The sequence below is a fragment of the Halostagnicola larsenii XH-48 genome, from assembly GCF_000517625.1.
Lineage (GTDB): Archaea > Halobacteriota > Halobacteria > Halobacteriales > Natrialbaceae > Halostagnicola > Halostagnicola larsenii.
This window is the reverse complement of the sequence record NZ_CP007055.1, coordinates 2658123-2676664: the sequence shown is the minus strand read 5'-3', so window position 1 is coordinate 2676664 and position 18542 is coordinate 2658123. Positions and strand designations below refer to the sequence as shown.

Sequence of the window (18542 nt, the reverse complement as noted above, 5' to 3'; positions counted from 1 at the left end):
TGCCATGGTGGCAGTTAGCAAATTACAAACCATGTACACCGACATGGTCACGGCCCGGTACTACGAGGAGCGCCTTCAGGAGGAGTATCTGGAGGGGAAACAGCCGGCGTTCGACATTTCGGCCGGTCCCATTCCCGGGGAGTTACACCTCGCGGCGGGCCACGAGGCCTCTGCCGCGGGCGTCTGTCAGCACCTCCGGGACGACGACACGGTCACGGCACCCCACCGGCCCCACCACATCGCCATCGCCAAAGGGGTCGACATGAACCGGATGACCGCGGAGATTTTCGGCCGGGAGACGGGACTCAGCAAGGGAAAAGGCGGGCACATGCACCTGTTCGATCCCGAGGTCAACTTCGCCTGTAGCGGCATCATCGCGCAGGGCTGTCCGCCCGCCGTGGGGGCCGGACTCGCCGCGAAAAAACGCAACGAAGACAGCGTTGCAGTGGCGTTCCTTGGCGAGGGCGCGGTGAGTCAGGGCGGCTTTCTCGAGTCGCTGAACTTCGCCGCGGTCCAGGATCTTCCCGTCGTCTTCGTCATCGAGGACAACGACTGGGCGATCAGCATGCCCAAGAATCGCGTGACGGATCTCGAGGACGCCTCCCAACGCGCGGGCGGGTTCGACATGCCCGGTATGCGCGTCGACTCCGACGATGCGACCGCCGTCTACGACGCCGCCAAGGAGGCGGTCGGACGCGCTCGAGACGGCAACGGACCGACGCTACTCGAAGTGCAGGTCCACCGGCGGATGGGCCACTTCATGGGCGACCCGGAGAGTTATCGACCGGAGGACGATTCCGCGGCCGCAAAGCAGCGCGACTCGATCGAACGCCTCGCCTCGGAGCTTCGCGCGGCGGGCGTCGAGGACGAGGCTCTCGAGGAGCTTCGAGAGAACGCACACGATCGGGTCGACGACGCCATCGGGTGGGCCAAAGAACAGCCGGAACCCGATCCCGAAGACGCCTACGGCGACGTGTTCGTCGGCCCGGAATCCGGCGTGACGACGACCGAGCCGACGCACGAGCTTGCCGGCGAGACTCGAACGGGGGGTGAAGACTGATGGCACAACAGGAATCGGCACAGACGATCGACCGAGAACTGACGATGAGCCGGGCGATGGTCGAGGCAATCGCCGACGAGATGCGCGCCGACGAGGAGGTGTTCTACATGGGCGAGGACGTGGCCGACTACGGCGGCATCTTCGACAGCACGCAGGGTCTGCTCTCCGAATTCGGCCACGACCGTATCATGGACGTACCAATCAGCGAGACGGCCTACATCGGTGCCGCGGTCGGGGCCGCTCAGGCGGGGATGCGCCCGATCGCGGAGCTCATGTTCGCCGATTTCTTCGGCGTCGGAATGGATCAGATCTACAACCAGATGGCCAAGAACACCTACATGAGCGGGGGCAGCGTCAACGTTCCGATGGTGCTGACGACGGCCGTCGGCGGGACGTACAACGACGCCGCCCAGCACTCTCAAACGCTCTACGGCACCTTCGCGCACCTGCCGGGGATGAAAGTCGTCGTCCCCTCGACGGCCTACGACGCGAAGGGGCTGATGCACAACGCGATCCGCGACGACGACCCGGTCGTCTACATGTTCCACAAGCGACTCATGGGAATCGGCTGGATGCCGGCCCCCGACGGGCCAAAGACGCCCGTTCCAGAAGAGGAGTACACGATCCCCTTCGGGAGCGCCGACGTCAAACGGGAGGGCGAGGACGTCACCGTCGTCACCCTCGGCCTGCACGTCCATCGAGCGCTCGAGGCCGCCGAATCTCTCGCGGAGGATGGCATCGACGCCGAAATCGTCGACCTCCGGACGCTCGTTCCCCTCGATACGGAGGCGGTCCTCGAGTCGGTCGAAAAGACCGGTCGACTGGTCGTCGTCGACGAGGATTACCGCTCCTACGGCGTCACGAGCGAGATCGTCGCACGCGTCGCGGAGGAGGACCTGGCGTCGCTCGAGGCCGTCGAACGCCTCGCGGTGCCCGACGTACCGCTTCCGTACTCGAGGCCGCTCGAGAACGAGGTGATTCCGGCGGTGTCTGATATCGAAGACGCCGTGAAATCGGTCGATTCCTGACCATGTCTGGAACCGATCGCCTCGAGATCAACATGGCGGACGTCTGGCCCGAAGACGCGGACGAGGACGAGGGCGTCGTCACCAACTGGTTCACCGGCGAGGGGAGCCAGGTCGAGGAAGGCGACACGCTCTGTGAGATACAGGTCGAAAAGGTCAGCGTCGACGTGCCGGCACCCGTTACGGGGACGGTCCACGAAATCGTCTGCGACGAGGACGACGAGTTCGAGCGCGGTGACACGCTCGCGGTGCTCGAGGCGTCGTGAGCGTCGCGTTACGAAACTCACTATGTTACCTCCTACCGAAAACGGCGACTCGAGCGACACCGAACGCACGAAAAACGAATTGTCAGGCACAGAGCGAACCGTCCTCGAGGAACGCAAACTCACCGGGATGCGCCGGACGATCGCGAATCGCCTGCAAGAAAGTTCACAGAACGCAGCTCACGTGACGGCGACCCGCGAGGTCGACGCCGAAGAACTCTCGAGGGCCGCGACGCTCGCGAGCGAGAGATTCGACGTCGATGTCTCGGTGCTCGACGTCGTTCTGTGCGCGCTGTCGGAAACGCTCGCGGCACACCCCGGATTTAACGCGACGCTCGAGGACGGCGTCCACCGCCTGTACGAAACCCAGAACGTCGCCATTGCGGTCGATATCGACGCCGGGTTAGTGACGCCGGTGTTGACTGATCTCGAGTCGAAATCGCTCCAGGAAATCGCGCTCGAGCGCCGCGAACTCACCGAGTCGGTGCAGGCCGGCGACTACTCGATGTCCGATCTTCAGGGCGGGACGTTCACGGTCACGAACCTCGGCGTGCTTGGCGTCGACTCGTTCACGCCGATCATCAACCCGCCCGAGGTCGCGATCATCGGCGTCAACCGCATCCGCGAATGCGCCCGGCCGGACGAGGACGGCGGCGTGGAATTCCGCAAGCAGATCACGTTCGACCTGAGTTTCGACCACCGGGTCGTCGACGGTGCGGACGCGGCGCGATTCCTCGAGACGCTGTCTGCGAACCTCGAGGATGCGAAAGCGCTCGTTTAGATAATTCTTATACACAGCAATTCATATTGATCGTATATGGCTGAGCATGAAAACAGCCGACCCAACTGGGTCGCGGGAACTATTCAGTTAGTCATTGGGATTTGTTTAATCGGGTATGGTATTGCCCAATGGACAGATGTTCTAACGTATAGTTTTCCGGGGCCAGTGTATCTTTTTGTTGGCCTTCTTATGATTGGATGGGGCCTATACCAAAATTTGTAATCCACTCTCAGTACGTTATCAGCGCCCACTAGATTCGGAGCAGTCGCGACGTAGTCGACCCCGAGTACGCTATTCTCACTGGCCTGAACGCATATTACAGCCGGCGACGGGACAATAACGTCTCAGCCGGAAAACCCACGAGAGTTTATATACGATCCCGCGGCCAGACCGTCCATGATCGACGACGCAATCCGCGTGCTCGCGGGCGATTGTACCGTAATCACCGACGGAACGGCTCGAGAGGAGTACCGCGGTCGCGTGACGACGCTCGTCAAGCCTGACAACACCGTTCTCGTCCACGATATCGACGGCTACCAGCCGGTCGCGTGGTTGACCCGGGCCGACAGCGTCTCGAGCGACCGTTCGGACGGCTTCACGCTCGTGGCGAAAAAGGACACCCAGACGCTTCGGATCGCGGCCCACGAACAGGACGGCTTCGCCCATTACCCCGCCTCTGCGGCCGGTACGCCGGTTGGTGACTGTCCCGACTGCGGCGGTGCACTCGTGCGCTCGAGCGGCGTCGACTGTGTGAACTGTGGAACCCGCTACGGCGTGCCGTCCGACGCGACGATCCGCGAGGACAGTTGTGACTGCGGCCTCCCCAAAATGCGCGTCGAACGCGGACTGGCGTTCAACGTCTGTCTCGATCGCCAGTGCGAGTCGCTCGACGACGCGGTCACGGAGGCGTTCGACCGCGAGTGGGACTGCCCCGAATCCGGGTGTGAAGGCGACCTGCGAATCCTGAGACGCGGCGGCCTGCTCGCCGGCTGCGAGCACTACCCCGACTGCGACACCGGTTTTCGTGTGCCATCGGGGGTCGTCGACGGCGAGTGCCGATGCGGCCTCCCGACGTTCAGCACTCCCAGCGGCACGCGCTGTCTCGACGCGACCTGCGAGGGAGTGCTCGAGCAGCCGCCCAAAGCCACTAGCGGCGACTAAACCGGGATTCGCGGCGGCTTTCGATGTAGATGACCGGAATCCCGGCCCGATCCACAGTCCCTTTGTGCCGGGCGGCACAACCGCGACCATGACACTCGAGGGTCGGTTCGACGAGGATGCGGGCGTCGTCAGGGTCGGCGCGGACGCGCGCCAGCGCTATCACGACGCACGGGGCTACGGCTATCCGCTCGAGGGCAACGAAATCGCGCTCGCGCCCGTCGAAGCGGCACACTTGCTCTATCGCGGCGATCTCGAGGCGGTCGTCGACGACGGGGACCGACTCGCGTTCCGGGACCTGCTCGCCCGCGAGCCCGGCACCGATTTCGGGGTTCGATTCCTCGTGTACGCCGACCTGCGCTCGAGGGGTTTCTATCTCTCGCCCGCTGCGGAGCCGTGGGTGACCGATCCGCCTGATGGCGATTTTGCGGTGTTTCCCCGCGGCAAGGGACCCGGCGACGGCGAGGTTGCCTACGCGCTGCGAGTGATCGGCGAGCGAACCGACATTCCGGCCGCGGCCCTCGAGGAGAGCGTCCTCGCCGTCGTCGACGAGGAGAGTGAGATCACGTACTTCGACGTGAACCCGAGGGAGCCGACCGGAAGCTCCGCGACGATCGATTCGGTCCGGGGAGTCGACGCCGACCTGCTCGCCGATCGGGTCGTCGTCTGGGAGCCGCCGGCGGATCTCTACGAGACAGCCTTCTACGGCCAACCGCTCGAGGGCCGGGAATACGACCGGCCGACGCTGCAGTGTTCCCTGCTCGAGGCGGCTCACCTCGCGGAGCGGGGGGTCCTCGACCTCGAGTCGTCGGTCGTTCGCGAGCGGGGGCGGGCGGTCGAAGGCGAGCGATTCGATCGGCGACTTCGGGTGTACGAAACGTTGCGCGGGCGCGGCGTCGTTCCGAAGACGGGCTACAAGTTCGGGGCTGACTTTCGGACCTACGCCGACGTCGATTCGGTCGATAATCTGGGCCACTCCGAGTTGCTGATCCGGGTGCTCTCCGGGGATCACGTCTTCGAACCGCGAGACCTCGCGCTTGACGTTCGGCTCGCCCACGGCGTTCGGAAGACGATGGTGTTCGCGCTCGTGGACGGCGAGTCGGTCGAGTGGTGGTCGCTCGAGCGACTTACACCGTAGAACGTGCTGTAACGGAACCATCTACTGTGCAGTAGTGAGAGTGACCCACTCAGGAACGCTATCACGCTGGCAACACTGATTTCCACACCCTCCCCAGCCGACTCATTCGCTCGCCTGACTCGCTCACTCGTCCCTCGCACGGCTTTCGATCGCGGTTCAAACGAACCGCGATCGAGCGCGCGCCACGGCCGGGCGGCTCGTCGATCACGCCGAATCCGCCCCGAAGCCGAAGCCTTTTGCGCGCTGGCGCGCCAACACGGTGATAATGACCGGAGACGAGCCACTCGAGGAGCCCGAGGAACTGAGAACGGACGGCGGTGAGCGGTCCTCGTCGGACCTCCGCTCCGACGGTGGAGCCGCAGGTGCTGATGACGTTGCGCTGGATCCGTGGGGTTCCTCGAGCGTCTCCGACTACCGGAATCTCTTCGAGGAGTTCGGCATCGAGGAGTTCGACGAAATTCTCCCGGAGGTGCCGAACCCGCACTATCTGTTGCGCCGGGGGGTCATCTTCGGCCACCGGGATTACCGGCCCGTCGCCGAGGCGATGCGCAACGACGAGCCGTTTGCTGCCCTCTCCGGGTTCATGCCGACGGGGGATCCCCACATCGGCCACAAACTCGTTTTCGACGAGATCATCTGGCACCAACAGCAGGGAGCCGACGCGTACGGCCTCATCGCAGATCTCGAGGCTCACGCCGCCCGCGGGCTGACCTGGGACGAGATCGACGAGCACAGCCGGAACTATCTGCTCTCCTTGCTCGCGCTCGGATTCGATCCCGAGGAGGGCGACCTGTATCGTCAGTCGACCAACCGCGAGGTGCAGGATCTGGCGTTCGAACTCGGCGCGGAGGCGAACTTCTCGGAGTTCGAGGCGATCTACGGCTTCGACGGCGAAACCGACGTCTCGCACATGCAAAGCGTCGTGACCCAGATGGCCGACATCCTCTACCCGCAACTCGAGGAGCCGAAGCCGACCGTGATCCCCGTCGGCCCCGATCAGGACCCCCACGTCAGGCTGGCTCGAGACCTCGCCGAGCGGATGCGATTCTTCAAGGTCTCGAAGGCCTACGCGAGTTTCGAACTCGACGACGACGAACGCGAACTCGTCGCGGCGTACTACGAGCGGCTCGATCCGGCGGATTTCGACGACGACGCGCTTCGCTGCGTGCACGTTGCCGACGAACTCGAACGGACGCCGCTCGAGGAACTCGACGTGTCGCCCGACACCCTGGGTTCGGTCGTCTCGAAGCTTTCCGAGGCTGGCAAGGAGCCGGTTCGCCCGCGAACGCGTTTTTTCGATCGGCGGGCGACCGACGACGCCTTCGAGGCGCTCATCGACGCGATCGACGGCGAAAAGCGCGTCTACGAGAGCCACATCGACGCCTTCGACCTCGACCTCGAGGATGCCGAGTCGCTCGCGAAGGCGGTCGAAGTCGAGAACGGCGGCTACGGATTCGTGCCGCCGTCGTCGATCTACCACCGGTTCATGACCGGTCTGACCGGCGGCAAGATGTCCTCGTCGATCGAAGCCTCCCACATCTCCTTGCTCGACGACCCACAGGAGGGCTACGACAAGGTCAAGTCGGCGACGACCGGCGGTCGCGAGACGGCCGAAAAACAGCGCGAACTCGGCGGACGAGCGGACGAGTGTCCGGTCTACGAGCTGTACGCCTACCTGCTCGCGGGCGACGACGACGAGTTCGCGAAGGAGGTCTACGACGAGTGCGTCGACGGCGACCGGCTCTGTGGCGGCTGCAAGGAACAGGCCGCCGAACTGATGCGAGACTTTCTCGCGAATCACCAGGAAAAGCGCGAGGAGGTCGAGGACTTGCTCGAGCAAGCGGATATCGAACTCGAATCGCCCCGACGCGGGTAGGGACTCGCGTCGCCGCGACACGGGTTGGTACGACCGGCCGATACCCGCTCGCTCTCGAGGAGTGCGACCGCCCCGCAAGATTTTTGCTCGAACCCGCTCATCTGCCGGGTATGGCAACCGAATCCCACGTTCGTGCCGGTGTCGTTCGACAGGTACAGCAGCCGTCTTCGGGATTCGGCTTCGCTTTTTTCCGGTGAGCGTCGGTGGACGTCCGGGTGGCTCCGCCGAGCCGCTCGGGTCGAAACCGGCCGTACCGAGTCGGAACCGCTAACTGACCGACCCACAGCCATTGAAGTAAGCGAATGAAACTCCCACACGCACAGGCCGCGGTCGTCGAGACCGCGAGCGCAGACGAGGCACAGTCCGTCGACGCCCTCGCTGCGGCGACCGACCTCCCTCCGGAGACCGTGACCGGCGCGGTCTTCGAACTCGAGGAGGAGGGGCTGGTCGCCGTCGAGGAACGGGTCGACGAAACGGTATCGATCACCGAGGAGGGCCGCGAGTACGTCGAGGAGGGCCTTCCCGAGGTTCGACTCTACGAGGCCGCACTCGAGGCCGGTGCCGACGCCGACCCCGTCTCGATGGGACAGGTCATCGGCGCGTCCGGGCTCGAGGGCCAGGCGGTCGACATCGCGCTGTCGAACTACGCCCGGAAGGGGTACGGCTCGATCGACAGCGGCGAGATCACCGCCGATCCCGACGCCGATCCCGGGACGGATTCGGAGGCGAACGCGCTCGGAGAACTCGCGGACGTAACGGGAAGCGACGGTGAGGAATCGCCCGTCGACTCCCTCGAGACGGACGCGGAAACGATCGACACTCTCGAGCGTCGGGACTTACTCGAGCGCAGCGAGACGACCGTTCGCTCCGCGACGTTGACCGAACTCGGCGTCACGGAACTGATGGCGGGGATCGAGACTGCAGAGACCGTCGGACAGGTCACGCCCGAACTGCTCACCAGCGGCGACTGGGAAGACGCGGCGTTCGCCGAGTACAACGTCGAAGCCGACGCGGAGCCGGCTCAAAGCGGCAAGACACACATCCTGCGTCAGACTGCGGATCGCGTAAAAGACGTTCTCGTCGGCATGGGCTTTCAGGAGATGGAAGGCCCCCACGTCGACGCGGACTTCTGGATCAACGACTGTCTGTTCATGCCCCAGGACCACCCCGCGCGGACCCACTGGGATCGGTTCGCCTTAGCGCAGCCGACCCACATCGACGACCTGCCCGCGGATCTGGTCGACCGCGTCGAGCGCGCCCACCGCGAGGGCGTCGGAGCGGACGGGGAGGGCTATCACTCGCCGTGGGACGAGGACTTCGCGCGTGCGCTCGCGCTTCGCGGACACACGACCTCGCTTTCGGCGCGATACCTCTCCGGCGAGGAGATCGGCGACCTCGAGCCGCCCCAGCGATTCTTCAGCGTCGAGAAGGTCTACCGCAACGATACGCTCGATCCGACGCACCTGCTCGAGTTCTTCCAGATCGAGGGCTGGGTGATGGCCGAAGACCTCTCCGTTCGCGACCTGATGGGTACCTTCGAGGAGTTCTACGCCCAGTTCGGGATCACGGATATCGAGTTCAAGCCACACTATAACCCGTACACGGAGCCGAGCTTCGAACTGTTCGGGACGCATCCGACGACGGGCGAGCTCGTCGAGATCGGTAATTCGGGCATCTTCCGCGAAGAAATGCTCGAGCCCCTCGGCGTCGACTGTGACGTAATGGCGTGGGGGCTGGCCTTGGAGCGTCTGCTGATGTTGATGTACGGCTTCGAGGACATCCGCGACATCCACGGCACGCTGTGTGATCTGGAACTGCTGCGAGAGACGGAGGTGACTTACTGATGCCCACGGTCGAAATCGATCCCGACGAACTGCGCGAGTTAACCAGCGCCGACGAAAAGAGCGACGACGACCTGATCGAGGACCTGTTCGGACTCGGTCTGGAGTTCGAGGGCCGAACCGAGGACGACGAGTTCGAACTCGAATTCGCGCCCGACCGGCTCGACCGCCTCTCCGTCGAAGGCGTCGCCCGATCGCTTCGCTACCAGTACGGCGACGATCGGGGCGTCTACGTGCCGAACACGAACTCGCCCGAGTGGACGATCACCGTCGACGATGCGGTGCCAGACGAGCGACCGTACGTCACGGGCGCGGTCGTCCGCGGCGTGAATCTAGACGAGGACGCGTTGGATTCGCTCATCCAGTTGCAAGAAAAGCTCCACGCGACGATGGGCCGCAAGCGCGCGAAAGGGGCGATCGGTATCCACGATCTCACCATGCTCAAGGGGAGTTCGGCCGGGGACGCCGACTCGAGCGTACGCTACACCGGCATTGCTTCCGACGGCGACCGGTTCGTTCCGCTGGATTCGGACCAGGAAATGACGCCCGCGGACGTGCTCTCCGAGCACCCCACCGGCGAAACCTACGCCGACCTCGTTCGTGATACCGAGCGCTATCCGGCGATTTACGACGAACTCGGACTGTTTTCGTTCCCGCCGGTGATCAACGGTCGGCGCACCGAGGTTTCGACGGACTCGCGGGACCTGTTCGTCGAACTGACCGGCACCGATCAGTGGACGATCGACAAGATGTGCGCGATCATCTGCTACGCGCTGAGCGCCCGCGGCGGCACCATCGAGGAGGTGACCGTCGCGTATCCAGAGCGCGAACTCGTTCGACCCGATCTCTCTCTCGAGACCAAGACCGTCGCCCACGACCGCATCGAGACGATTCTCGGTATCGACCTCGATCCCGAGGAAGTCATCGATCTGGCCGAGCGGGCGGGACTCGAGGCCGAGACGGAGGAAAACGAAGCTGATGACCTCACGTACGAGATGACGATTCCGCCCTACCGCGTCGACGTGCTCCATCCGATGGATCTCATCGACGACCTCGGGCGGGCCTACGGCTTCAACGAGCTCGAGCCGCGATACCCCGACGTGGGGACCGTCGGCGGTCGACACGAACGCAGTCGCCTCGAGGACGCGACTCGTCGGAGTCTCGTCGGGCTCGGATTCGAGGACCTGCTCAACTTCCACATGATCAACGAGGCGGAGAACTTCGATCGGCTGTCGATCCCGACTCTCGACGACGACGGTGCGGACGAGGCCGTCTACGGAGTCGGCGAGCCCGCTACGATCAAAGAACCCTACAGCGAGGACTACACCATGCTCCGGACCTGGGTGCTGCCCTCGCTGGTGATGGTCCTTGAGCGAAACACCCACCGCTCGTATCCCCAGGACCTCGCGGAGATCGGCTTCGCGGCCGAGATCGACGAATCGGAAAACACGGGCGTCGCCGAACGTCGAAGCGTCGGTGCCGTGCTCGCTCGCCACGATGCGGCCTACGAGGACGCGAAAGGACGACTCCAGACGCTCGTCCGGGACTTCGGTGGCGACCTCGAGACGCCCCCGACCGAACACCCGTCGTTCATCGACGGACGAACCGCCGCGGTCGTCATCGACGGCGAGGAAGTCGGCGTGATCGGCGAACTTCACCCAAAGGTGCTCGTCGAACACGACCTCGAGGTTCCAGTTGCGGCGTTCGAGTTCGATCTCGAGGCGCTGAACTGAGTATCGTTTCTGTCGAGTGAGTGCGGTAAGTCTACGATATTCTACCGCGAGCGAACGAAGGCTCGGAAGTCGCAGCCCGCGAACGAAGTGAGCCGGAACGTCTTCCGTTGCTTTTCATCAAAGCTAAGCGGGAGCTTCGCTCCCGCGAGGTCGTCGGCGCTTCGCGCCGACTGCTCGAGGGACCTCTGGTCCCTCGCCGTCCGAGAGAGTGAAACTCTCTCGAGATTTTGCCGAGCGAACAGCGCCGCTCGCCGTCGGTGTGAGCGCAGCGAAAAAGGTCGGTCTTAGAAATTGTGTTCGACTTCCTCCTCGTCGGCTTTCTGGATGATGATCTTTCCGTCTCGAACGCGGACGAAGACCTCGTCGCCGATGTCCATGCCCGCCACCTCGAGTTCGTCCTCGTGGAGATTGAGGTGGACGTTGTGATAGTTCCCGTTATCGTCTTTCGCGCCGCTTGGACTCAGCTTCTTTTTCCGGACCATCGCGGGGTTCTAGCACGAACTTCACCGCAGGATCTACTTAAGTGTTTTCTACGCAATATCGATGTGCCATGTTACCTACGTCGTACGTATGTGAATATATGCGGCGAATTTCACGCCGGGAGACAATTGGTGAGAGGTGCTGGTGTGTCGAATACACTTAAAGATACTGGCGCAGTCGGTCGGTTTTGGGGGATATCTTTATGTCGGATCGTGTGCTGAATTGACATGGAGGGAAAAACCATGGTACGTGAAGATGGTAAGCGGAACTTTGCACTGCGCACGTCTAACGGAGATGAGGAGAGCGTCTTCTCCGGGAACACACCTCGGCAGGCCGCACTCAAAGCGGCACGGCGACTCGAGGCCGGCTCGAGCGAGGATGCCGCCGAGCGAGTTACACTTCGGCTTCGAGAGAAGGGGACGGACAAAGTCCATATCTACGACGGCTGGGCCTGGGAGGAAACCGCGCCGGACGACAAGCCGGACTGGATGCCGGGCGAGATCACGGAAGCGAACGTGGCAAAGCAGGGAATCGAACACCTCGACGAATAATCGGCCGCCGGTGATTCTCGAGAAGGTGTGTCTCGAGTGTCAACGCTCCTCTCGCAGTCGCGTTTGATCGATAGTCGCGATCTATTCTCGGCAGTTTGGTTCTATATGGGCGAACTAGTGATCACTTGTCCAGTTCTGAAACACCATAATACGACCTAGTGCTATGGCTATCTCGTAGTACTGTTATATTTGTCTAATAAATACGTTTATAGGTTCTTGACTGACCATACTTATATGGAATATGGGTACGTATGTCCACCAATATTGGGATGAAAAAGATGATTGTTCATTAGGTCCTCTGCTCGCCGGGCGAGCTTTCTCGTGGAACACGCCAGCTCGGCAGTCCGGGGAGAGACGGACCGGTCTCGACGGTCGTCAGCTGTCTCACCAGCCGAGCAAACCGGGTGAGGTTCGCGCATGATCGACCCGAAGTGGAAGAACTTGCTCCTCGCGACGGCGATGTTCAATCTCGGGTTCGTCATTTGGTTCTCGTTCGCCCCGTTTACGGGTGAAATCGCCGACGAATTCGGGCTGTCGGTGGCCCAACTCGGCGTGGTCTCGAGCGCTGCCGTCATCGCCGTTCCGCTGGGTCGGATCGTCATCGGTCCACTTACCGATAAACTCGGAGCACCGGTGACGGCCGGTTTCACGATGTTGACCGTGGGCGTGTTCTCGATCATCAGCGCGTACGCGACGACCTACGAGGTGTTTACCGCGTCGCGGATCGTCGCCTCGCTGGCCGGCATCACCTTCGTCATCGGAATCCAACACGTCGCCGAGTGGTTCGAAGAGGAGAACCTCGGACTGGCGGAGGGAATCTTCGCCGGTATCGGCAACGCCGGGGCAGGGTTGGGCGCGTACTTCACTCTTCCGCGGATCTTCGGTGAGGGATACGTCGGTCCGCTGTTCGCGTCGAACTGGCGGGCCGCGTTCTTCTACACCGGCGTGCTCGCGATCGTCGTCGGCGTCCTCTACTTCGCGTTCGGCGATGCGGCCAAAAGCGCGGAGAAACGGGCTTCGACCAAGGCGGGGGTGAGCTTCCAACAGTGGCTCTACATCGCGACCCGCCACGGCGCGGTCGTCCTCTCGGTCGCGTATCTGATGACCTTCGGCCTCGAGGTGGCGATGAACGGCTGGCTGGGGACGTACTACCGCGAGGGCTTCGGGCAGGGCGACATCGTGATCGCGGCGACGTTCGCGGCGACGTTCTCGGTTGCGGCGGGACTGCTCCGTCCGATCGGTGGTTACGTGAGCGACGTCTTAGCCCGCACGGAGACGGAGATCCTCCCGTGGTTCACGGGTCGCTACCGCGAGCAGTGGACGTTCGCGACGATGACGTTCGTCGTGCTTGCACTGTTCGGCATGACGGCTGCCGGCTTGAGCGGGAACATCTACCTCGCCGTCATCGCGGGCTTTCTCGTCGGCGTAGGCTGTGCGTTTTCCGAAGGAGCGATCTTCGCGCAGGTTCCCGCGATGTTTCCGGACAACTCCGGAACCGTTGCCGGGATCGTCGGCGGTATCGGGACGGTCGGCGGCACCGTTTACCCGCTTATCTTCGCCGCTCCGTTTTTGAACCTTCATCTGGGGTACGCCGTCGTCGCACTCACCATGATCCCGATTCTGCTGCTAACCTCGTGGGTCTTTCAGCCGGACGTCGCCGAACGTGCGACCGAAGACGGCTGGCTGGTCCACGACGGCCCGCCGACTGACGGCACGTCGCCTTCGAGCGGCGACTAGGGATTCGGCGTCGTAATCGTCGAACGGGTCGATTTCGACTCGTTCTCGAGCAGGCAAAACGCCGGCCTCGATCGCAGTTCTGGGAGCGGACTTCCCGATGGGCTTTTCCTTTCGACCCATAAACTACGAGTCATGACCGTAGTCACGCTCGGTCCGGAAGGAACCTACTCTCACCGAGCAGCGAAAGCGATCGGCGACGACATCGACTTCCGTCAGTCGGTGACGGCGATCGTCGACGCTGTCGCGAGCGGCGAGTACGACCGGGGAATTATCCCCATCGAGAACAGCATCGAAGGCAGCGTTACGGAGAGCCTCGACGCCATCGCCGAGTACGAAATCGCGATCGTCAGCGAAATCGTTACCCCAATCAACCACGCCCTGCTCGCCCAGGGTGAGGACTTCGAGACGATCGCCAGTCACTCCCAGGCGCTCGCCCAGTGTCGGTCCTACCTCGAGACTACGTACCCGGACGCGACCCTCGAGGCCGTCGCCAGTACGGCCCAGAGCGTCGAATACGCCCGCGAGGACCCGTCGATGGCCGGCATCGCCCACCCGGATAACGCCGGCGACGGTATCGAGGTGATCGCCGACGACATCCAAGAACAATCCTCGAACGCGACGCGGTTTTTCGCGGTCGCGCCGGCGGCAGACCGGTCACCGGGCGGCGGTAAAACCTCCATCGTCGCCTATCCGGACGTCGATTATCCGGGTCTGCTCCTCGAACTCCTCGAGCCCTTCGCCGATCGGAACATCAACCTCACCCGACTCGAGTCGCGACCGAGCGGCGAGCGGCTGGGCGATTACGTCTTCCACATCGACATCGAGGCGGGGCTGTACGAATCGCGGACGGAGGAAGCGCTCGCGGAACTCGAGGAACTCGCGGAGAACGGCTGGGTCCGACGGTTGGGATCGTACGATACCCAACACGTCGTCGAGTAAGATTCTGGCGACGCCGACCGGTTCGAAGGTGCCGGGTTCGAGCGGGAGTTTCTCGACCACAAACTGTTTTTCGCCGTCGCCCTGAGAGGGCATACGATGGTACTCGAGACAGGCGACGAGGCGCCCGAGGTCACCGCACCGAATCAGGACGGCGAGACGGTCTCTCCCGCGTTCGACGACCCGACTGTCGTCTACTTCTATCCGCGCGACGACACGCCCGGTTGCACCATCGAGGCCACTCAGTTCCAGCGCGAGCACGACGCCTATCAGGACGCCGGCGTCGACGTCTACGGCGTCTCGACCGACGGCGTCGATTCTCACCGCGAATTCTGCGAGGCGGAAGGCCTCGAGTTCGATCTGCTGGCCGATCCGGAGGGAGACCTGGCGGATCGCTTCGGCGTCGATCACAGCGGCGGTGCAGCCGCACGGACCACGTTCTTCCTCGCCGACGGCGAGGTGAAGTCCGTCTACGAAAACGTCGATCCGGACGGTCACGCCCGCGACGTGCTGGGAGACGCACTCGAGGACGGCTCCGTTACGCTTTCCGAGTAGCGCCACGCCGCCGGATGCCTTCTGGCTCTCCCCTTCGCGGCGGCCGTCCGTCGGCAATCTACGGGCAGAGTTTATTCACCTCGAGTGCGTACTCGAAGTATGCGACAAAACCCGTTCGACGACCTCGAGGAACTGCTCAATCGAATCAGCAAACAGGTCGAAGAGGGGATGATGACCGGCGGCGGGCTCCAGGTCCCCGGATCGGTCGCCGTCGACGTCGCCGACGAGGGCGAGGAGTTCGTCGTCACGGCGGATCTGCCGGGCTACGAAACCGACGACATCGAGCTGACGCTGTCGGACGGTGCGCTCCGTCTTGAGGCGACCCGCGAGGACGAGACGGCGTTCGAAGAGGGCGAGTACGTTCGTCGCGAGCGGACGAGCAAATCGGCGAACCGCCGTATCCGGCTGCCGGAGCCGGTCGACGAGGAGGCCGTCTCGGCGACCTTTACGAACGGCGTCCTGACGGTGACGCTTCCGAAAGAGCGCGGTGACGACGAGTCGAAACGGATCGATATCGAGTAGGTGGATCTCGGCCGGATCCGGCGATTGTCGACCGCATCGATTAGCGGTGACGAACCGCGACAGACCAAAACCGGCCACGAACGGGACGAGCAGAGACGAACGAAGACGGCACTTGGAACGAAGACGGCACTTGGATGGAAAGGTATAGGGCCGCGTCACGAACACACCTAATCAAGAGATGACCGAAGAGGGATACGACCACGTGGCGGTCGAACGGCGCTGGCAGGAAGCGTGGGACGAGGGCAACGCATACCGGACGCCCGACGATGTCGAGGATCCGACGTACGTGCTGGGGATGTACCCGTATCCGTCCGGCAAGCTCCACATGGGCCACGTCCGGAACTACACGATCACGGACGCCTACGCCCGGTACCGACGGATGAACGGCGACGACGTGCTCCACCCGATGGGCTGGGACGCGTTCGGGCTACCGGCGGAGAACGCGGCCAAAGAACGCGATACGAACCCTCGAGATTGGACCCTCGACTGCATCGAGACGATGCGCGAGCAGATGACCTCGATGGGCTTTGGCTACGACTGGGAGCGCGAACTCGCGACCTGTGATCCGGAGTACTACCGGTGGAACCAGTGGCTCTTCTCTCGGTTTCACGAGGAAGGGCTGGTCGAACGACGCGACGCCGAGGTCAACTGGTGTCCCGAGTGCGAGACCGTCCTCGCCGACGAACAGGTCGAAGGCGAGGCCGAACTCTGCTGGCGCTGTGACACGCCGGTCGTCCAGCGCGAACTCGAGCAGTGGTTCCTGAAGATCACCGAGTACGCCGACGAACTGCTCGAGGCGATCGACGACTTAGAGGGGTGGCCCAACTCGGTCCGCCAGATGCAACGCAACTGGATCGGTCGCCAGTTCGGTACCGAACTCGAGTTCGCAATAGAAGGTCACGGCTCCGTCGAGGCTTTCACCACCCGCGTCGACACCATCCACGGCGCGACTTTCTTCGCGCTCGCGCCGGACCACCCGATCAGCGAGGAGCTGGCGGAAGAAGACGCCGACGTGCGCCACTTCGTCGAGGAGGAGGCCGATCCCGAGGGCGACGAACCCAACGGCGTCGAGACGGGACTGACCGCGACCAATCCCGTGACCGGCGACGAGATTCCTGTCTACGTCGCCGACTTCGTCCTCTCGGACGTGGGAACGGGCGCGCTGATGGCCGTGCCAGGCCACGACGAGCGCGACCACGAATTCGCCGAGAAGATGGGCGAGGAGATCGTGCCCGTCATCGCCCCCGAACCCGACGACTGGGACGGCGAGACGGTTCCCGACGCGCCGGACGTCAGCGAGGCGGCCTTCACCGACGACGGCGTCCTCGTCAACTCCGGAGAGTACTCCGGCCTCGAGAGCGCGGTCGCCCGCGAGCGGCTCACTGCGGACATCGACAGTGCGGAAGCGGCGACCCAGTACCAGCTTCGCGACTGGGGGATTTCCCGCCAGCGCTACTGGGGGACGCCGATCCCGGTCGTCCAGTGTGACGACTGTGGCCCCGTGATGGTTCCCGACGAAGACCTGCCGGTCGAACTGCCCGAGTTCATCAACACCACCGGAAACCCGCTCGACGCCGCCGAGGAGTGGAAGGAAACGACCTGTCCGAACTGTGGTAGCGAGGCCACTCGAGAGACGGACACGATGGACACCTTCGTCGACTCCTCGTGGTACTTCCTGCGGTACGTCTCGCCCGACCTCGAGGACGCGCCGTTCGACCTCGAGCGGGCCAACGACTGGATGCCGGTCGACCAGTACGTCGGCGGTATCGAACACGCCGTGATGCACCTGCTTTACTCGCGATTCTTCACGAAGGTGCTCGCGGACCACGAGGGCTTAGAGCACCGCGAGCCCTTCGAGAACCTGCTGGCCCAGGGAATGGTCCAGCTCGAGGGCGAGAAGATGTCCAAGTCCGTCGGCAACGTCGTCTCGCCCCAGCGGATCGTCGAGGAGTACGGCGCGGACACCGCGCGGCTGTTCATGATGCAGGCCGCCCAGCCCGAGCGGGACTTCGACTGGAGCGAGGAGGGCGTGCGTTCGACGTACGCCTTCCTGACCCGCCTGAAGGAGCTGGTCGAGGAGTACGCCGAGAGTCCACCCGACGGCGACGACGACGCCGTCGCGAGCTACGTCGAAAGCGAGATCGACGCGGCGATCGCGATCTCGAGCGCGGAGTACGACGACCTGACCTTCAACGCCGCGGTTCGCGAGAGCCAGGCGCTCGTTCGCACGCTTCGCCAGTACGCCGAGTACACCGAGCCACACGCCGCGACCTACGAGCGCGGCCTGTCGGCGGTCGTCCGACTGCTCGCGCCGGTCGCGCCCCACATCGCCGAGGAACTGTACGACGCGCTCGGAAACGACGAGTTCGTCGCCGACGCCCCGTGGCCGAGCGCGACGGTCGATCGCGATCACGTCGAGAAGCGCCGCAACCTGGTCGAGAACACTCGCGAGGACATCCGCCAAATCATCGACGTGGCCGGCATCGAGGACCCGAAATCGATCGACGTCGTCGTCGCGCCCGAGTGGAAGTACGACGCCCTCGAGATCGCCATCGAGAGCGACGCCGATAACCTGATCGGCGAACTGATGCAAAACTCCGAGATCCGCGAACGGGGCGACGCGGCCGCCAGCTACGGACAGGACTTACAGGCCGAGCGAGAGGCGCTGACCCGCCCGCTCGAGGTCGACGCCGAATACGACGCCCTCGAGTCGGCCGTCTGGCTGATCGAACGCGAGTTCGACGTGCCGGTTCGGGTCGTCCGCGCGACCGACGCCGACGACGACGTGCTTCGAAACGCCGAGCCCGGTCGTCCGGCGATCGAAATCGAAGACTGACTCGGCGGAATTGGGGATTGCAGAGTCGCTCGAGTCGTTCACGCCGATCG

16 protein-coding genes are annotated in these 18542 nt (G+C 63.6%); 15 read left to right on the top strand and 1 reads right to left on the bottom strand.

What is annotated here, in order from left to right; genetic code table 11:
* Positions 1–31: 31 nt before the first annotated feature.
* The 9 genes from HALLA_RS13500 (at position 32) to pheT (ending at position 10875) form a co-directional block, all read left to right on the top strand.
* Entirely contained in the window at positions 32–1060 is a 1029-nt protein-coding gene (locus HALLA_RS13500; protein WP_049953847.1) for a thiamine pyrophosphate-dependent dehydrogenase E1 component subunit alpha, read from the top strand.
* Positions 1060–2088: an alpha-ketoacid dehydrogenase subunit beta gene (locus HALLA_RS13495; protein WP_049953846.1), complete on the top strand. Its 1029-nt coding sequence runs from the start codon at positions 1060–1062 to the stop codon at positions 2086–2088. Before HALLA_RS13500 ends, HALLA_RS13495 begins: the two co-directional genes overlap by 1 nt.
* Positions 2089–2090: 2 nt before the next feature.
* Positions 2091–2351, top strand: a complete 261-nt coding sequence (locus HALLA_RS13490) for a lipoyl domain-containing protein (RefSeq protein ID WP_049953845.1) — start codon at positions 2091–2093, stop codon at positions 2349–2351.
* Positions 2352–2373: 22 nt separating this feature from the next.
* On the top strand, positions 2374–3129 hold the full coding sequence (locus HALLA_RS13485; protein ID WP_049953844.1) for a 2-oxo acid dehydrogenase subunit E2: 756 nt from the start codon (positions 2374–2376) through the stop codon (positions 3127–3129).
* A 396-nt stretch (positions 3130–3525) separates the two neighbouring features.
* Entirely contained in the window at positions 3526–4290 is a 765-nt protein-coding gene (locus tag HALLA_RS13480; RefSeq protein ID WP_049953843.1) for an endonuclease NucS domain-containing protein, read from the top strand.
* Positions 4291–4378: 88 nt separating this feature from the next.
* Positions 4379–5425, top strand: a complete 1047-nt coding sequence (gene endA, locus HALLA_RS13475; protein WP_049953842.1) for a tRNA-intron lyase — start codon at positions 4379–4381, stop codon at positions 5423–5425.
* A gap of 265 nt (positions 5426–5690) precedes the next feature.
* Complete coding sequence (locus HALLA_RS13470; protein WP_049953841.1) at positions 5691–7301, top strand: tryptophan--tRNA ligase; 1611 nt, start codon at positions 5691–5693, stop codon at positions 7299–7301.
* Between the two features lie 302 nt (positions 7302–7603).
* Positions 7604–9145, top strand: coding sequence for a phenylalanine--tRNA ligase subunit alpha (pheS, locus tag HALLA_RS13465; RefSeq protein ID WP_049953840.1), 1542 nt, complete (start codon positions 7604–7606; stop codon positions 9143–9145).
* The gene (gene pheT, locus HALLA_RS13460) at positions 9145–10875 is read left to right on the top strand and encodes a phenylalanine--tRNA ligase subunit beta (RefSeq protein ID WP_049953839.1); all 1731 of its coding nucleotides are present in this window, start codon (positions 9145–9147) and stop codon (positions 10873–10875) included. The genes pheS and pheT overlap by 1 nt, the downstream gene beginning before the upstream one ends.
* A 284-nt stretch (positions 10876–11159) precedes the next feature.
* Here pheT and HALLA_RS13455 read toward each other — a convergent pair whose 3' ends face one another.
* Positions 11160–11357, bottom strand: a complete 198-nt coding sequence (locus HALLA_RS13455) for a hypothetical protein (protein ID WP_049953837.1) — start codon at positions 11355–11357, stop codon at positions 11160–11162.
* A 240-nt stretch (positions 11358–11597) separates the two neighbouring features.
* Here HALLA_RS13455 and HALLA_RS13450 point away from each other — a divergent pair, with 240 nt between their 5' ends.
* The 6 genes from HALLA_RS13450 to leuS all read left to right on the top strand — a co-directional run bounded on the left by HALLA_RS13450 (position 11598) and on the right by leuS (position 18492).
* Entirely contained in the window at positions 11598–11906 is a 309-nt protein-coding gene (locus tag HALLA_RS13450; RefSeq protein ID WP_049954131.1) for a non-histone chromosomal MC1 family protein, read from the top strand.
* Positions 11907–12323: 417 nt separating this feature from the next.
* Positions 12324–13643, top strand: coding sequence for an MFS transporter (locus HALLA_RS13445; protein ID WP_049953836.1), 1320 nt, complete (start codon positions 12324–12326; stop codon positions 13641–13643).
* Positions 13644–13775: 132 nt separating this feature from the next.
* Positions 13776–14582, top strand: a complete 807-nt coding sequence (gene pheA / locus HALLA_RS13440; RefSeq protein WP_049953835.1) for a prephenate dehydratase — start codon at positions 13776–13778, stop codon at positions 14580–14582.
* A gap of 96 nt (positions 14583–14678) precedes the next feature.
* Complete coding sequence (locus HALLA_RS13435; protein ID WP_049953834.1) at positions 14679–15134, top strand: peroxiredoxin; 456 nt, start codon at positions 14679–14681, stop codon at positions 15132–15134.
* A 99-nt stretch (positions 15135–15233) separates the two neighbouring features.
* Positions 15234–15656 carry an Hsp20/alpha crystallin family protein gene (locus HALLA_RS13430; RefSeq protein ID WP_049953833.1) on the top strand — a complete coding sequence of 141 codons (423 nt, stop codon included), beginning with the start codon at positions 15234–15236 and terminating at the stop codon, positions 15654–15656.
* A 178-nt stretch (positions 15657–15834) separates the two neighbouring features.
* Positions 15835–18492: a leucine--tRNA ligase gene (leuS, locus tag HALLA_RS13425; protein WP_049953832.1), complete on the top strand. Its 2658-nt coding sequence runs from the start codon at positions 15835–15837 to the stop codon at positions 18490–18492.
* Positions 18493–18542: the final 50 nt, after the last annotated feature.

Bases quoted from the DNA above. Each gene is read 5' to 3' on its own strand.
- leuS (WP_049953832.1), top strand. From the start codon at position 15,835: ATGACCGAAGAGGGATACGACCACGTGGCGGTCGAACGGCGCTGGCAG.
- HALLA_RS13495 (WP_049953846.1), top strand. From the start codon at position 1,060: ATGGCACAACAGGAATCGGCACAGACGATCGACCGAGAACTGACGATG.
- HALLA_RS13450 (WP_049954131.1), top strand. From the start codon at position 11,598: ATGGTACGTGAAGATGGTAAGCGGAACTTTGCACTGCGCACGTCTAAC.
- HALLA_RS13470 (WP_049953841.1), top strand. From the start codon at position 5,691: ATGACCGGAGACGAGCCACTCGAGGAGCCCGAGGAACTGAGAACGGAC.
- HALLA_RS13485 (WP_049953844.1), top strand. From the start codon at position 2,374: ATGTTACCTCCTACCGAAAACGGCGACTCGAGCGACACCGAACGCACG.
- HALLA_RS13445 (WP_049953836.1), top strand. From the start codon at position 12,324: ATGATCGACCCGAAGTGGAAGAACTTGCTCCTCGCGACGGCGATGTTC.
- HALLA_RS13490 (WP_049953845.1), top strand. From the start codon at position 2,091: ATGTCTGGAACCGATCGCCTCGAGATCAACATGGCGGACGTCTGGCCC.
- endA (WP_049953842.1), top strand. From the start codon at position 4,379: ATGACACTCGAGGGTCGGTTCGACGAGGATGCGGGCGTCGTCAGGGTC.
- HALLA_RS13435 (WP_049953834.1), top strand. From the start codon at position 14,679: ATGGTACTCGAGACAGGCGACGAGGCGCCCGAGGTCACCGCACCGAAT.
- HALLA_RS13455 (WP_049953837.1), bottom strand. From the start codon at position 11,357: ATGGTCCGGAAAAAGAAGCTGAGTCCAAGCGGCGCGAAAGACGATAAC.
- pheS (WP_049953840.1), top strand. From the start codon at position 7,604: ATGAAACTCCCACACGCACAGGCCGCGGTCGTCGAGACCGCGAGCGCA.
- pheA (WP_049953835.1), top strand. From the start codon at position 13,776: ATGACCGTAGTCACGCTCGGTCCGGAAGGAACCTACTCTCACCGAGCA.
- HALLA_RS13480 (WP_049953843.1), top strand. From the start codon at position 3,526: ATGATCGACGACGCAATCCGCGTGCTCGCGGGCGATTGTACCGTAATC.
- HALLA_RS13500 (WP_049953847.1), top strand. From the start codon at position 32: ATGTACACCGACATGGTCACGGCCCGGTACTACGAGGAGCGCCTTCAG.
- HALLA_RS13430 (WP_049953833.1), top strand. From the start codon at position 15,234: ATGCGACAAAACCCGTTCGACGACCTCGAGGAACTGCTCAATCGAATC.
- pheT (WP_049953839.1), top strand. From the start codon at position 9,145: ATGCCCACGGTCGAAATCGATCCCGACGAACTGCGCGAGTTAACCAGC.